General features: G+C 36.4%; 12 protein-coding genes. All 12 read left to right on the plus strand.

Features of this window, described 5'->3' with window-relative positions; all coding sequences use genetic code 11:
• Positions 1-272: 272 nt before the first annotated feature.
• The 12 genes from MK385_RS07155 to MK385_RS07210 all read left to right on the plus strand — a co-directional run bounded on the left by MK385_RS07155 (position 273) and on the right by MK385_RS07210 (position 14,364).
• Positions 273-2,240, plus strand: coding sequence for a peptide ABC transporter substrate-binding protein (locus MK385_RS07155; protein WP_000837392.1), 1,968 nt, complete (start codon positions 273-275; stop codon positions 2,238-2,240).
• Positions 2,241-2,387: 147 nt separating this feature from the next.
• The gene (locus tag MK385_RS07160; RefSeq protein WP_268725672.1) at positions 2,388-4,349 is read left to right on the plus strand and encodes a peptide ABC transporter substrate-binding protein; all 1,962 of its coding nucleotides are present in this window, start codon (positions 2,388-2,390) and stop codon (positions 4,347-4,349) included.
• Between the two features lie 194 nt (positions 4,350-4,543).
• Entirely contained in the window at positions 4,544-5,989 is a 1,446-nt protein-coding gene (cpsA, locus tag MK385_RS07165; protein WP_268725673.1) for an LCP family glycopolymer transferase CpsA, read from the plus strand.
• A gap of 1 nt (position 5,990) precedes the next feature.
• A complete protein-coding gene (cps4B, locus tag MK385_RS07170) occupies positions 5,991-6,722 on the plus strand; it encodes a capsular polysaccharide biosynthesis protein Cps4B (protein WP_042768961.1) in 732 nt (243 codons plus the stop codon).
• 8 nt (positions 6,723-6,730) lie between these two features.
• Positions 6,731-7,423: a capsular polysaccharide biosynthesis protein CpsC gene (gene cpsC / locus MK385_RS07175; RefSeq protein ID WP_268725674.1), complete on the plus strand. Its 693-nt coding sequence runs from the start codon at positions 6,731-6,733 to the stop codon at positions 7,421-7,423.
• Between the two features lie 9 nt (positions 7,424-7,432).
• A complete protein-coding gene (locus MK385_RS07180; protein WP_268725675.1) occupies positions 7,433-8,125 on the plus strand; it encodes a tyrosine-protein kinase in 693 nt (230 codons plus the stop codon).
• Between the two features lie 96 nt (positions 8,126-8,221).
• Positions 8,222-8,815: a sugar transferase gene (locus MK385_RS07185; protein ID WP_412079891.1), complete on the plus strand. Its 594-nt coding sequence runs from the start codon at positions 8,222-8,224 to the stop codon at positions 8,813-8,815.
• Between the two features lie 214 nt (positions 8,816-9,029).
• Positions 9,030-9,824 (plus strand): DUF4422 domain-containing protein, encoded by a 795-nt coding sequence (locus MK385_RS07190; RefSeq protein ID WP_268725677.1) that lies wholly within the window; start codon positions 9,030-9,032, stop codon positions 9,822-9,824.
• A gap of 19 nt (positions 9,825-9,843) precedes the next feature.
• Positions 9,844-11,061 (plus strand): polymerase, encoded by a 1,218-nt coding sequence (locus MK385_RS07195; RefSeq protein WP_268725678.1) that lies wholly within the window; start codon positions 9,844-9,846, stop codon positions 11,059-11,061.
• 85 nt (positions 11,062-11,146) lie between these two features.
• Positions 11,147-11,983: a LicD family protein gene (locus MK385_RS07200; protein ID WP_139658939.1), complete on the plus strand. Its 837-nt coding sequence runs from the start codon at positions 11,147-11,149 to the stop codon at positions 11,981-11,983.
• 7 nt (positions 11,984-11,990) lie between these two features.
• The gene (locus MK385_RS07205) at positions 11,991-13,088 is read left to right on the plus strand and encodes a glycosyltransferase family 4 protein (protein WP_268725679.1); all 1,098 of its coding nucleotides are present in this window, start codon (positions 11,991-11,993) and stop codon (positions 13,086-13,088) included.
• Between the two features lie 322 nt (positions 13,089-13,410).
• Positions 13,411-14,364, plus strand: a complete 954-nt coding sequence (locus MK385_RS07210) for a glycosyltransferase family 2 protein (RefSeq protein ID WP_268725680.1) — start codon at positions 13,411-13,413, stop codon at positions 14,362-14,364.
• Positions 14,365-14,467 lie beyond the last annotated feature (103 nt).

Raw genomic sequence — 14,467 nt, forward strand, 5'->3', positions numbered from 1 at the left:
GCCTACTGACAAGGTTAACGGAGTTATAATCTGTCCAGACATTCAAGAATATTTTCTTGGATGTTTTTTTGTTCAGAATCTCCGGGTGTGTCTGTTAAAATTTGATTTTCCCAGTGGACAATCGTCCGCTTTTTTTGCTTTTTACTAAAAAATATATAGAAAAGCCTTTAAAAAATATTTGTTAGAATTTTCTAAAAAATCTGGCGAAAGTCCTTGCTTTTATGAAAAAATAGGGTATAATGGTGAAAACACTATCTTTAAGGAGATTACTTATGAAATCGAAAAAGTGGCTCTTAGGAGCAGGTGCTGTTTTGAGTGCAGCCCTACTGTTAACTGCTTGTGGGCAAAGTGAAAAGAAAGCGGATGCTCCCAAAACATTCTCTTATGTCTACGCTATGGATCCATCTTCTTTGGACTATAGTGTGACGAGCAAGAGCTCAACCTCTGACGTTATAGCAAACGTTGTTGATGGTCTTTTGGAAAATGATAAGTATGGGAACTTAATTCCATCACTTGCAGAAGACTGGTCTGTTTCAAAGGATGGTTTGACTTACACCTACAAACTTCGTAAGGGTGTAAAATGGTATACTTCTGATGGAGAAGAATACGCTGAAGTTAAGGCCAAAGACTTTGTTACTGGGCTTAAACATGCCGCTGACGGAAAATCAGATGGTCTTTCTTTGATTCAGGATTCTATCAAAGGTTTGGCGGAGTATGTTAGTGGTGAGAGCAACGATTTCTCTACCGTAGGAGTTAAGGCTGTTGATGATTATACGGTAGAATACACGCTCAACAAACCAGAAAGTTTCTGGAACTCTAAGGTCACAACTGCAACCATGCTTCCAGTTAATGAAGAATTTTTGAATTCTAAAGGGAGCGACTACGGTGCACCAACTCCATCAGGTATCCTATACAATGGTCCTTATTTCTTGAAATCATTGACTTCAAAATCAGTCATTGAATATGAAAAGAATCCAAACTACTGGGATAAGGACAATGTCAAGATTGACAATATTAAACTAACCTTCTACGATGGATCAGACCAAGAATCTTTGATTCGTAGCTTTACACAAGGTGCCTATACAACAGCTCGTCTCTTCCCAACAAGTTCAAATTTTGAGTCAACTAAACAAGAGTATGGTGATAAGATTGTTTACAGTCCACAAGAAGCGACAAGCTACTACCTCACTGTTAACGTAAACCGTCAATCTTATAATAAAACAGCTAAAACAGACGAAGCTCAAAAAACATCAACGAAAGAAGCTCTTCTCAACAAGAACTTCCGTCAGGCGCTGAACTTTGCCCTTGATCGTCATTCTTATACTGCTCAGTTGAATGGTGAAGAAGGTGCGAACAAGATTATCCGTAACAGCCTAGTGCCACATGACTACGTTCAAGTGGGTGAAAAAACCTTTGGAGAGTTGGCTCAGGCAGAGCTCGTTTCATATGGTGACCAGTGGAAAGATGTGGCCCTTACAGATGGCAAGGATACGATTTACAGTCCTGAAAAAGCTAAGGCAGCCTTTGCTAAAGCCAAGGAAGAATTGCAAGCCAAGGGTGTTACATTCCCAATCCATTTGGATATCCCCGTTGAACAAACAGATGTAATCGCGGTTCAACAAACTAACTCACTCAAGCAGTCTATCGAATCATCACTTGGTACTGAAAATGTCATTGTTGATGTCCTTCAAATGACCGATAATGAGAAAATAAGCATTACGTCTCAAGCCAAGGTTCCATCCCAAAAAGACTATGACTTGAACGGAACTGGTTGGGGACCAGACTATCAAGACCCAGCTACCTACCTCAACATCCTTGATGCTAAGAAGGGTTCTGCCCTTAAACACTTGGGGATCACTCGTGGAAAAGATCCAGAAGTGATGGCTCAAGTCGGTCTAGACGAATACAAGAAACTCTTGGATGATGCCGCAGCTGAAACAAGCGACCTCAATAAGCGTTACGAAAAATACGCTAAAGCGCAAGCTTGGGTATCGGATAGTTCGCTTTTGATCCCAGTTGCTTCTTCAGGTGGTTCTCCAACTGTTAGCCGTACTGTACCATTCACAAAAGCATACTCTCAAGTCGGAATCAAGGGAGACCCATTTGTGTTCAAAGGTTTGGAATTGCAAAATGATGTTGTGACTGCAAAAGAATACGAAGAAGCCTTCAAGAAATGGCAACAAGAAAAAATCGAAACAAATGCCAAATACCAAAAAGAACTTGAAAAACACGTCAAGTAATCTATAAACAGAAAAGGAAGTTGCAGGAAACTGTGCTTCCTTTTTTGTTTTGAGACACCAGTTGTCATAAAAGTAGTAACTTTACATTTTTGAATAAATTTGATAAAATATAGTTATGTTATAAAAAGTGACATAAAGGAGTGAATGATGATCAAAATGAAAAAAAGACTAATCGGGACAGGTCTTGTCTTAGCGACAGGGATTTTGCTCTCGGCATGTGGACAGTCCAATACAGATACTAGCACTTATTCATCAACATTTAGTGCGAATCCAACAACTTTTAACTATCTCCTAGATTATTATGCAGATAACACTGCCGTTATTACCAATCTCGTAGATGGTTTGTTAGAAAATGACAGCTATGGGAACCTCGTACCTGCTCTTGCGGAGGATTGGTCTGTTTCATCAGATGGTTTGACCTATACCTACAAGCTTAGAAAAGATGCCAAGTGGTATACGGCTGATGGTGAGGAATATGCTTCAGTCAAAGCTCAGGATTTTGTCACTGGGATCAAATATGCCGCGGACAATAAGGGGCAAGCCATGGATCTGATCCAAAATTCAATCAAGGGATTGAATGACTATGTGACGGGTGTGACCAATGACTTTTCAACTGTCGGTGTCAAAGCCTTGGATGATTACACAGTCGAGTACACTTTGACTCGACCAGAACCGTATTGGAATTCAAAGACAACCAATAGTATCCTTTTCCCAGTCAACGAAGAGTTCTTGAAATCAAAGGATAAAGATTTTGGTACCTTGACACCAGACAGTATCCTTTATAATGGTCCATATCTGTTAAAAGATTTCACATCAAAATCTTCGATCGAATATGTGAAGAATCCACACTATTATGATCATGATAAAGTAACCATTGAAAAAGTTAAGTTAGCCTACTTTGATGGGTCAGATCAGGAGATGACCATTCGAAACTTTGAAAGTGGTGCTTACTCGATTGCAGGAGTCTATCCAAATAGTTCGAACTATGCTAAGACAAAAGAAAAATACCAAGACAATATCGTCTATAGCTTACAAGACAAGACATCTTGGTACTTTAACTTTAACGTCAACCGCAAAACCTATAATCATACCGCTAAAACAACGGACGAACAAAAGAAATCAGTTCAAACAGCTATCTTAAATAAAAATTTCCGTCAGGCTATCAACTTTGGTATTGATCGAACAGCTTACTCTGCTCAATCTAACGGTGAAGAAGCAGCGAGCAAAACCCTTCGTAATACTCTGGTTCCCCCAACATTTGTTCAGGTGGGAGATAAGACCTTTGGAGAAGTAACAGCCTCTAAGCTTGTGAACTACGGAACTGAGTGGTCAGGTATCAATTTGGCAGACGCTCAAGATGCATACTTTAACAAGGAAAAGGCCCAAGCAAAATTTGCGGAAGCTAAAAAGGAATTGGAAGCTCAAGGCGTGACTTTCCCAATCCATTTGGATGTCCCTGTTGATCAGACAAATAAAAATGCGGTTTCTGGTATGAACTCGGTTAAACAAACCCTTGAAACAGTACTAGGTTCTGACAATATCGTCATTGATGTTCAACAGCTTTCTACAGATGACTTTGGAAATGTTGCCTTCCTAGCACCAAACCCAGCAGCTCGTGATTACGACCTAAACTTTGATGGTTGGGTTGGTGATTACCAGGATCCATCAACTTATCTAGACCCCTTCAATGCTGAAACTGGCTTCTATCTCAAGATTTTTGGTCTTGATGCCAAGGAAGACCAAGAGCTCATTAAGAGTTTGGGGCTCGATACCTATACACAACTCTTGAAAGAAGCAGATGCAGAGAACAAAGATGTCTCTAAGCGTTATGAAAAATACGCTGAAGCTCAAGCTTGGATGATTGACAATTCTCTAGTTATGTCTGCTATGTCAAATGGTGGTACAGCCTCTGTAACCAAAGTAACTCCGTTTACACGTGCCTACTCCCTAGTAGGTATCAAGGGTGACGGAAATAATTATAAGTACATGAGATTACAAAAAGACCCTGTTACCAAGAAACAATTTGACGAAGCCAAGGCTAAGTGGGAAGCAGAAAGTAAAAAGGCTATTGAAAAGAGCCAGAAAGAGTTTGAAAACCACGTTAAATAAAAAAAGAAAGACAAGCTGGCACTATAAATTGCCCTTGTCTTTTTAATTTGTCATTGAAAAATGAAGTTAGTATAAATTTAAAGCTAACAAAGAACACAGAAGTGAATAAAAACGCTGAGAATGACGGGAATAAATGGAATTTCGTTCATAAATGTGATATAATAATCCTAATTATTAACGTATAGGGGATTAACATGAATAGACGTTCAAAGAGAACTCGTTCTGGCAACATGAAACGAAATATTAATATAGTCTTATTAACCATTTACCTATTGTTGGGTGGTTTTTTACTGTTCTTGATTTTTAGACACAACATTTTAGCTTTTAGATACCTGAATATTATTTCTGCGGTTCTCGTTTTATTAGCTGCTCTAGCAGGTCTACTGCTGATTGTTTATAAAAAAGCTGAGAAGTTTACGGTCTTCTTTTTGACGCTTGCCATCTTAGTAAGTTCAGTTTCTCTCTATGCTTTGCAACAGTTTGTCGGTTTTACCAATCATATCAATTCGACATCAAATTATTCAGAGTATTCGATTAGTGTGGTCGTTTTGAAAGATAGTGACATCAATAATGTGACCCAACTGGATACGGTTACGGGGCCAACAGAGACAGACAGTGACAATATTCAAAAGTTGTTAGCAGATATTAAAACTAGCCAAAGTAAGGACTTGACAGTTGAGAATGCGACTTCTTACCTAGCAGCTTATAAGAGTCTGCTTTCTGGCGAAGCCAAAGCAATCGTCTTAAATAGTGTCTTTGAAAATATTATTGAAGCAGAGTATCCTGACTATGCTTCTAAAATCAAGAAAATATACACTAAAAATTTGATTAAAGAAGTTGCTGCGCCTAAGGTATCGAAGAATAAAGCTTTCAATATTTATGTGAGTGGTATTGATACCTATGGTCCAATTAGCTCAGTTTCGCGTTCAGACGTCAACATTTTGATGACGGTGAACCGTGATACCAAAAAAATCCTTCTCACTACAACTCCTCGTGATTCCTATGTACCAATCGCAGATGGAGGAAACAATCAAAAGGATAAATTGACTCATGCAGGGATTTATGGAGTAGACTCGTCGATTCATACCCTGGAAAACCTATATGGTGTGGATATCAATTACTACGTCCGTTTGAACTTCACTTCTTTCTTGAAATTAATTGACCTTTTAGGTGGGATTGATATTTATAATGATCAAGAATTTACCGCACATACTAATGGGAAGTACTATCCAGTTGGAAATGTCCACTTAGATTCTGAGCAGGCTCTGGGATTTGTTCGTGAGCGCTACTCTCTAGCAGATGGAGATCGTGATCGTGGACGCAACCAACAAAAGGTTATTGTAGCTGTTATTCAGAAATTGACATCAACTGAAGCTTTGAAGAACTATGACAATATCATTAAAGGATTGCAAGATTCTCTTCAAACCAATATGCCTTTGGAAACCATGATGGATCTAGTCAATACTCAGTTAGAGAGTGGAGGAAATTATAAAGTTAACTCTCAAGACTTGAAGGGGACTGGTCGTATGGATCTTCCTTCTTACGCCATGCCAGATAGCAACCTCTACATGATGGAAATTGATGATAACAGTTTAGCTGCTGCGAAAGCTGCTATCAATGATGTGATGGAGGGGAAGTAGAATGATCGATATTCATTCACACATCGTTTTTGATGTGGATGATGGTCCGAAGTCGATAGCGGAAAGTAAAAACCTTCTAAGAGAGGCCTATAGTCAAGGAGTGCGAACAATCGTTTCAACATCGCATAGACGAAAAGGAATGTTTGAAACTCCTGAAGAAAAGATCGCAACTAACTTTCTGAAGGTGCGAGAAATGGCTAAGGAAGTTGCTGATGACCTAATCATTGCCTATGGGGCTGAAATCTACTATACTCCGGATGTTGTTGAGAAGTTAGAAAAGAAATTAATCCCCACTCTCAACGATAGTCGCTATGCTTTGATTGAATTTAGCATGAATACACCCTATCGAGATATGCATAAGGGACTGAGTGATATTCTAATGCTGGGTATTACTCCAGTCATTGCCCACATTGAACGCTATGATGCTTTAGAAAATAATGAAAAGCGCGTGCAAGAGCTGATTGACATGGGATGTTATACTCAGGTTAATAGTTCTCATGTTTTGAAACCGAAACTCTTCGGAGAAACTTATAAATTCATGAAAAAGAGAGCTCAATATTTTTTAGAGCGTGACCTCGTTCATGTAATAGCTAGTGATATGCACAACTTGGATCGTAGACCTCCTCATATGGAAGAAGCCTATGATATCATTGCCAAAAAATATGGTGAAAATAAGGCCAAGGAACTCTTTAAAGAGAACCCAAGAAAAATCATTATGGATCAACTAATTTAGGAGAAAAAATGAAAGAACAAAATATGATGGAAATTGATGTATTCCACTTGTTAAAAATTCTATGGAAACGAAAACTGCTGATTGTCTTGGTAGCATTTGTGACAGGGGCAGTAGCATTTGCCTACAGTAGTTTTATTGTGAAACCAGAGTTTACTAGTACTACTCGCATTTATGTGGTCAACCGCAATCAGGGGGATAAGCCTGGTTTGACCAATCAAGACTTGCAAGCTGGATCTTACTTGGTAAAAGACTATCGTGAAATCATTCTCTCGCAAGACGTTTTAGAAAAAGTTGCGACTGATTTGAAACTAGATCTTCCTCCGAAAGGTTTAGCTGGTAAAATCAAGGTAACAGTTCCAGTGGATACGCGTATTGTTTCTATCTCTGTTACAGATCGTGTGCCTGAAGAAGCGAGTCGTATCGCCAACTCTTTGAGAGAGGTTGCGGCTCAAAAGATTATCAGCGTCACTCGCGTTTCAGATGTGACAACGCTTGAAGAAGCACGTCCTGCAACATCACCATCTTCACCAAACATTCGTCGCAATACCATGGTTGGACTTCTTGCTGGAGCGGTTATAATGGTTGTCACTGTTCTCCTAGTTGAACTCTTGGATACACGAGTAAAACGTCCAGAAGATATCGAAGATGTTTTGCAGATCGCACTCTTAGGAGTTGTTCCAAACTTGGATAAATTAAGATAGGAGAGAGATATGCCAAAATTAGAAATTTCACAAAAAAAATTAGATTTGGCGAGAAAAGCTGAAGAGTATTACAATGCGCTTCGTACCAACATACAACTGAGTGGAAATAACTTGAAAGTGATTGCGATCACGTCTGTAAAACCGGGTGAAGGGAAGTCAACTACTTCTACAAATATTGCTTGGGCCTTTGCGCGTGCGGGCTATAAGACGCTTTTAATCGATGCCGATATTCGTAATTCTGTCATGTCAGGTGTTTTTAAATCACGTGAGAAGATTACAGGACTAACAGAGTTCTTATCTGGGACGACAGATCTATCACAAGGGCTATGTGACACCAATGTTGAAAACTTGTTTGTTATTCAAGCAGGTTCTGTATCACCAAACCCAACAGCCTTGCTACAAAGTGAAAACTTTGCAACCATGCTTGATACCTTGCGCAAGTACTTTGATTACATCATCGTGGATACTGCTCCGATTGGAGTTGTTATCGATGCAGCAATTATCACGCAGCAGTGTGACGCTTCTGTTTTGATAACTGCTGCTGGTGAAACAAATCGTCGTGATGTCCAAAAAGCTAAAGAACAACTTGAACAAACAGGAAAACCATTCTTAGGAATTGTGCTTAATAAATTGAATACCTCTGTTGAAAAATATGGTTCCTACGGTGCTTATGGCTCTTACGGAAATTATGGGAGAAAATAGGGGCTCTTGTAGTTTAAAATTTTTCTTAGGATGTTATTACAAGGGGGAGTTTAGGTGAAACAAAATAATATCATCTATTTTTGTTTTAAAAGATTTATGGATGTAATTATCGGCTTGTGTGGAACAATATTTATTGTGTTACCCTGTTTTCTAATCATCTTTTCAATCTACAAGATCAAAGGATATAAAGGGAGTATATTTTTTACACAATATAGAGCAGGTTTCAGAGGGAAAAAGTTTAAAATCATTAAGTTTAGATCAATGGTCGAAAACGCAGAAGAAATTCTGATTTCGAATAAGGAACTTTATGAAAAATATAAAAACAATAGCTATAAATTGCCACCAAACGAGGATCCACGGCTTACAAATATTGGAGATTTTATAAGAAGAACAAGTATTGATGAAGTTCCTCAGTTTATAAATTTGGTACTAGGTGATATGAGTCTTATTGGGCCAAGGCCAATTCTTGAAAATGAACTAGATGAATATTCTAAGGAAGAGCAGGAAGTTTTATTGTCTGTTCGTCCTGGAATTACGGGGATATGGCAAGTTTCAGGTAGGAGTCAAGTATATTATCCTGAACGTTGTGAGATGGAATTGTATTATCCTAGAAATCAGTCTTTATGGCTAGACATCAAAATTTTCTTTTTGACTATTAGAAGAGTGTTATCCGGTGACGGAGCTCATTGAGAATTCAAGCTGAGTCAGTATGAAGTGGAATATATAAAGATAAAATTGAATACAAAAAGGATATCTTTGGTATTCAATTTTATCTTTTTGGGTCAGGATAGTTTTAGTGAAAATCTATTTTGGCTGGATATTTTTTAATAGAGAATGATTACAATTTTGATTAAAAGGTAGTTGAGCTAGTTATGGATGAAGGGAATTGAATTAGGATATAGAAATGTCTAAAACGTATAGAATCATAGTTGCAACACATAAACAATTTCAAATGCCAGAGGATAAGGACTTGTATATCCCTATCCAAGTTGGTAGTGAGGGTAAGGAAGATTTAGGTTATCAACCAGATAATCAAGGAGTCCATATTTCTCACCTTAATCCTTATTATTGTGAATTAACAGGATTATATTGGGCTTGGAAAAATTTAGAATGTGATTATCTTGGATTGGTACATTACCGTAGATATTTCACATCAAAACGACACTCATATAGAGAAGCAATTAGTATGGATGATATTATTCTTTCAAAGTCAGAAGTTAAAAACTTGCTGTCAAAATACGATGTTGTCGTTCCTAAAAAACGGAAATATTATATTGAAACACTTTACTCTCACTATGCACATACTCACGATGCCAATCATTTAGATGTGACACGTCAGATTGTTAGCGAGTTGAGACCGGATTATATTGAAGCTTTTGATCAGGTCATGAAACAACGCAGTGGCTATATGTTCAATATGTTTATCATGTCCAAAGAAAATGTAGCAGCCTATTGTGAATGGTTGTTCCCAATTATCGATGAACTCTATAGAAGATTGGACATTACAGACTATTCTGCTTTTGACGCTAGATTATTTGGTCGTATCAGTGAACGCTTGTTCAATGTTTGGTTGGTAAAACAAGATTTGCGGGTAAAAGAGATTCCGTTCATTTATATGGAAAAAATTGATTTGATTCAAAAAGGGAAGTCCTTTTTACAAGCAAAATTCTTTGGAAAAAAATATGGACAGAGTTTTTAGATAGGGATGAATAATAAGAATGAAATTAGTACTAAAAATAAAATCTGTACCAGAACTTTTGGCTCTTGTTGCTTTAGGGATATTTTTAACGGTTTCGATATTAAATGTAACTTTTTATGCTCGGTATCTGCCTGGAACAGTTTATAAATTAGCGATAGCTTTTTCCCTCTTTCTTTTAGTTATAAAAGAGTCGTTTAAGAGAAAATATGATTATAGAGCTCTCATTGGTTTGTTTGCAACGATTTTAATTTATTTTATAGTGGGGAAAATAACAGCTCTCAGTTCAGAACTTCCTGTAAGTATATTATTTATTTATACTTTACGAGATATTCCCTTTAAGAAGGTGGCGAAAACATCATTAGTCGTTAGTATGTGCCTGTTGTTTTTTGTTATCATAAGCGCAAGATTAGGAATCATAACGAACTATATAGAAATTTCTGGTCCTCGAGTGCGGACCTATCTAGGTTTTAGATATGCTCTATTTCCTTCGATTTTACTGATGAATATAGTTGCTATTGTGTTTTATTTAAAGCAAAACAAAATCCAATACTGGCAATGGTTACTGTTGGCTCTTTCTGTTTATTGGGTATATGATCAAACGGATTCTCGTTTAACATTTTATAGTTCCTGTGTATTGCTGACATGCAGTTTGTTAATAAAATGGTTTCCGAAACTATTTTCAAAGTTAGGATATGTGTTTAAAGCTTTTAAACCAACCTTTATTGTAAATGCAGTTATTAGTTTTTGGATCTCCGTTACCTATCTAAATTCAAGTCATTCTTTTATCAATGATCTTCTTTTTAAAGTGAATCATATGTTAGGTGGTCGGATATACTTGGCTAATAAATCTTTAAATCTCTATGGTTTTGGATTTTTTGGACGACCAGTTTACTGGAATGGGAATGGTCTGACTGTTGAAGGTGTTAGAAACTATCAGACCTATCTGTATGTGGACAATTTGTACGTCCAAATTTTACAGAGATTTGGTCTACTCATCCTGGGATTAATGGTCTCAGTTCTATCTTTGACACTACTTAAAGTCATTAAGAAACGCCAGTGGATTCTTGCTCTGATTTTGATATTAATGAGTTTTCACTCTATGGTTGATGATTTGAATTTGTATCTTCATAACAATATTTTTTGGATATTGGTAGGTGTTTTAATAAACCCGGATTATCAGTTTTCTGATGAAAGCGATGAAGATCTAGGGGGACGTTCGTCTGAAAAAATTGTATAGTGAAATGGTAAGAAGTATTTAACAAGAACATAAAAGAGCATAGACTGGAAAGACGGTTTTATTTCGATTTATATAGGAGGAAAGTATGTCGGATATCAAAATCATTCAAGATAAGATTTTATCTATTTTGAAAGAGTTTATTAATATTTGCGAAGAAAATAACCTAACCTACTATGCTCTAGGTGGGACCTTGTTAGGAGCGGTACGTCATCAAGGTTTTATTCCTTGGGATGATGACATTGATATTGGCATGCCTAGGGAAGATTATGAAAAGTTTAAAAAAATAGCTTCAAATGTCTTGCCAGAAAACTACAAGTTTTTAAACGAAGATACATTAAATTATAAAAAAGCTTTCTCTGTGATCCGAGATGATTCTACAAAAATCATCATGAATTATAGTAAAGAAGAATTGGTAGAGAGTTTGTGGATAGACATTTTTCCGTTGGATGGTATGCCCTCTAATGTTTTAAAGAAAAAAATTCATTCTTTGAGATACTTGTACGCAAGGATGATGGTTCAACTCTCGCAATTCAATAGTTTGGTGAATCAGAAAAAAGAAAATCGGCCATTCATTGAAAAGATAATTATTGCTTTTGCGAATGCTGTTAATATTGAGAAGATTATTTCCTTTACATGGGCTCAGAAAAAATATTTACAAACGATAAAAAAATATTCGTTTGATGAAGCTTATGCAGGAAATTATACGGGAGCTTACAAATTAAAAGAGATAGTACCGAGTGATTACTTTGGAGAACCAGTTCTATTACAGTTTGAAGATCTTAAACTTTGTTGCCCTTGCAAATACAAAGAATATCTAACAGCCATTTACGGAGCGGATTATATGCAATTGCCGCCAGAAGATAAAAGGACTCTTCACCACTACGAGATTATATCACTGGGTGAAAATGAAGGGGAAGTGTAGTTTAAAGATGAAAAAAATCGCTTTAGTGAAATGGATTTTGGATGATTCTGGTGGCGGTGAACGAGTTGCTGTATCTTTGGCAAACGAACTTACAAAAAAGTATGAAGTTCATTTGATTGGAATTACAACAAAGCAGTCGGACCTTTTTTTTAAAATCAATTCTCAAGTAAAATACTCCAATTTTTTTGACCATAGAGTACGTTTGTCTAAGAATATTCTAAAAATCTCAAAAATGTTAAAAAAATATTTCATAGATAATGAGATAGAGGTTGCTTTTGGGATAGGGATATCCGCTAATGTATTTTTATCTTTGTCAGGAATAGGAATTTCTACTAAAGTAGTTTTGTGTGATCATACCAATTCAATTACGGATAATAGAGAATTTTCTCAGAAAGTCCAAAGATATGTTGGGACAAAGTTAGCAGATAAGATTATTACTCTCACGCAAGAAGATCGTGAAAATTATATAAAAAAATACGGCGTTCCTGAGGAAAAAGTTTGCTACATCTATAATTGGAAAGAGGCTTCTTTTTCAGATATCTCCTATAATAAAAATTCAACTAAAATCGTGACGGTTGGTCGTTTTGATTATCAAAAAGGATTTGATTATCTTGTTCAAGTCGCGAAAAAAGTGTTAGCGAAAAGGTCTGACTGGACTTGGGAAATCTACGGTTCCGGAAGTCAAGATGAAGTGGACAAAATCAGAAATTTAATCAACGAAAATGATTTACAGGATAAGTTAGTCATCAAAGGACTCGAAAAAAATCAGGATTTGATTTATGGAGATAAAGGGATTTATGTCATGACATCTCGCTATGAAGGTCTACCTTTAGTTCTACTGGAAGCTCAACAATACAACCTCCCAATTGTTAGTTTCAGATGTCCAACAGGACCAAATGAGATTGTTGAAGATGGAGTTAATGGTTATCTGATTGATTGTTATGATACCGATAAAATGAGTGATAGAATACTTGAATTGATGGAAGATTCGAACTTGCGAAGTTCCTTCTCCAGTCATGCCAAGGATAATATGGATAAATTCGATAAGGAAAAAATTCTCAAGCAGTGGATTGAACTAATTGAGACGATTTATGAGATAAGATGAAGGATTGTTTATTAACAATTGTAATGCCTAGTTATAATACTCAGGAGTACATTTCAAAAGGGCTGGAGTCTTTTCAACAAGTGCTTCCGAATGATAAAAATAAATTTGAAGTACTGGTTGTCATGGATAATCAATAATTCTGAAAGGTCGTTAAAGGAACTATATAGAAAGATTGAGTAAAGCTCATATAAATACGTTCCTACGAAAAAATTTGCCAGATTGTCTAACTTAAATTATAGGACTAACTTTGCTTTGGGAATAATTTTTAATCCGATTTTAAATAAATACTCTGAAAAAAAAGAAAAAGAGAGGGGCGTTTAAGATGTTTATCAGCATCGTTGTTCCTGTTTATAATGTTGCAGACTATCTGCATTTTGCGATAGAAAGCTTAATTAAACAGACCTATCAAAACTTTGAGATAATCCTTGTAAATGATGGTTCCACAGATAATTCTCCTATATTATGCGAAGATTATGCAAAGCAATATGAAAATATCCATGTTTTCCACAAAGAAAATGGTGGATTATCTGATGCACGTAACTTTGGAGTGGCAAAAGCCAACTCAGACTGGATTTTCTTTTTAGATCCGGATGATTATCTTGAAGCATATACTCTAGAGTTAATCGTGAAAATTCAGGAAACACACCAAGCAGACTTGATTTCAACAAAGGTAAAAGCTACTTCAAAATATAATGCTTATACTTCTTATCGATTGCAAGACTCAGACTATAAAGATTTGGCTCCGATTACAAAAGAAAAGGCTCTGGAACTAATGTTGGATGACAAAGTTGCAACGGTTTCTGCTTGTGCTAAGCTTTATCGGAAATGCATCTTGGAACGCGTTCCATTTCCAGTCGGGAAAATCTATGAGGATTTTTATGTTGTAGCAGAACATCTTGCCTTAGCTGAAAGAATCGTGATCAGTCCACTTGAAACCTACAATTACTATCGTAGGGAAGGGAGTATAGTTCGTTCAACTTTTACTGAAAAAAGATATGAGTTCTTTGAAGCTGTTGCAAAAAATGAGGAAGTTATTAAAAGAGAGTACATTCAGAGTCCAGAATTAAAGCAAGCTTTGCAAGCTAAAAAATTATTAGGTGGTTTTGTAGTAATTGGTGCAAAAGCTGACTCAGGCTTAAAAGATTTTTCAAAAGATAAAGAGTTGTTGAGAGTCGAAATGAGTGACTTGTTAAAAAATAATAAGTTATCATGGAAGATAAAACTAAAACACCTTATTTTTATTTTTAGCCCTAAATTGTATTTGTTGCTACGATAGTCTCGTACATAGATCCAATTTAATTTGCAACAAGTGTCAAAAAAATGTAGGAAAGAGGAAATATGAAAGAAGTTTTTAGAATAATTGACCATTATAAGTATGA

The organism is Streptococcus oralis (assembly GCF_026782125.1).
In the GTDB taxonomy this organism is placed as follows: Bacteria; Bacillota; Bacilli; order Lactobacillales; family Streptococcaceae; genus Streptococcus; species Streptococcus oralis_CE.

Coding starts and splice junctions, on each gene's coding strand:
- MK385_RS07155 (WP_000837392.1), top strand. CDS start 273: ATGAAATCGAAAAAGTGGCTCTTAGGAGCAGGTGCTGTTTTGAGTGCA.
- MK385_RS07160 (WP_268725672.1), top strand. CDS start 2,388: ATGATCAAAATGAAAAAAAGACTAATCGGGACAGGTCTTGTCTTAGCG.
- cpsA (WP_268725673.1), top strand. CDS start 4,544: ATGAATAGACGTTCAAAGAGAACTCGTTCTGGCAACATGAAACGAAAT.
- cps4B (WP_042768961.1), top strand. CDS start 5,991: ATGATCGATATTCATTCACACATCGTTTTTGATGTGGATGATGGTCCG.
- cpsC (WP_268725674.1), top strand. CDS start 6,731: ATGAAAGAACAAAATATGATGGAAATTGATGTATTCCACTTGTTAAAA.
- MK385_RS07180 (WP_268725675.1), top strand. CDS start 7,433: ATGCCAAAATTAGAAATTTCACAAAAAAAATTAGATTTGGCGAGAAAA.
- MK385_RS07185 (WP_412079891.1), top strand. CDS start 8,222: ATGGATGTAATTATCGGCTTGTGTGGAACAATATTTATTGTGTTACCC.
- MK385_RS07190 (WP_268725677.1), top strand. CDS start 9,030: ATGTCTAAAACGTATAGAATCATAGTTGCAACACATAAACAATTTCAA.
- MK385_RS07195 (WP_268725678.1), top strand. CDS start 9,844: ATGAAATTAGTACTAAAAATAAAATCTGTACCAGAACTTTTGGCTCTT.
- MK385_RS07200 (WP_139658939.1), top strand. CDS start 11,147: ATGTCGGATATCAAAATCATTCAAGATAAGATTTTATCTATTTTGAAA.
- MK385_RS07205 (WP_268725679.1), top strand. CDS start 11,991: ATGAAAAAAATCGCTTTAGTGAAATGGATTTTGGATGATTCTGGTGGC.
- MK385_RS07210 (WP_268725680.1), top strand. CDS start 13,411: ATGTTTATCAGCATCGTTGTTCCTGTTTATAATGTTGCAGACTATCTG.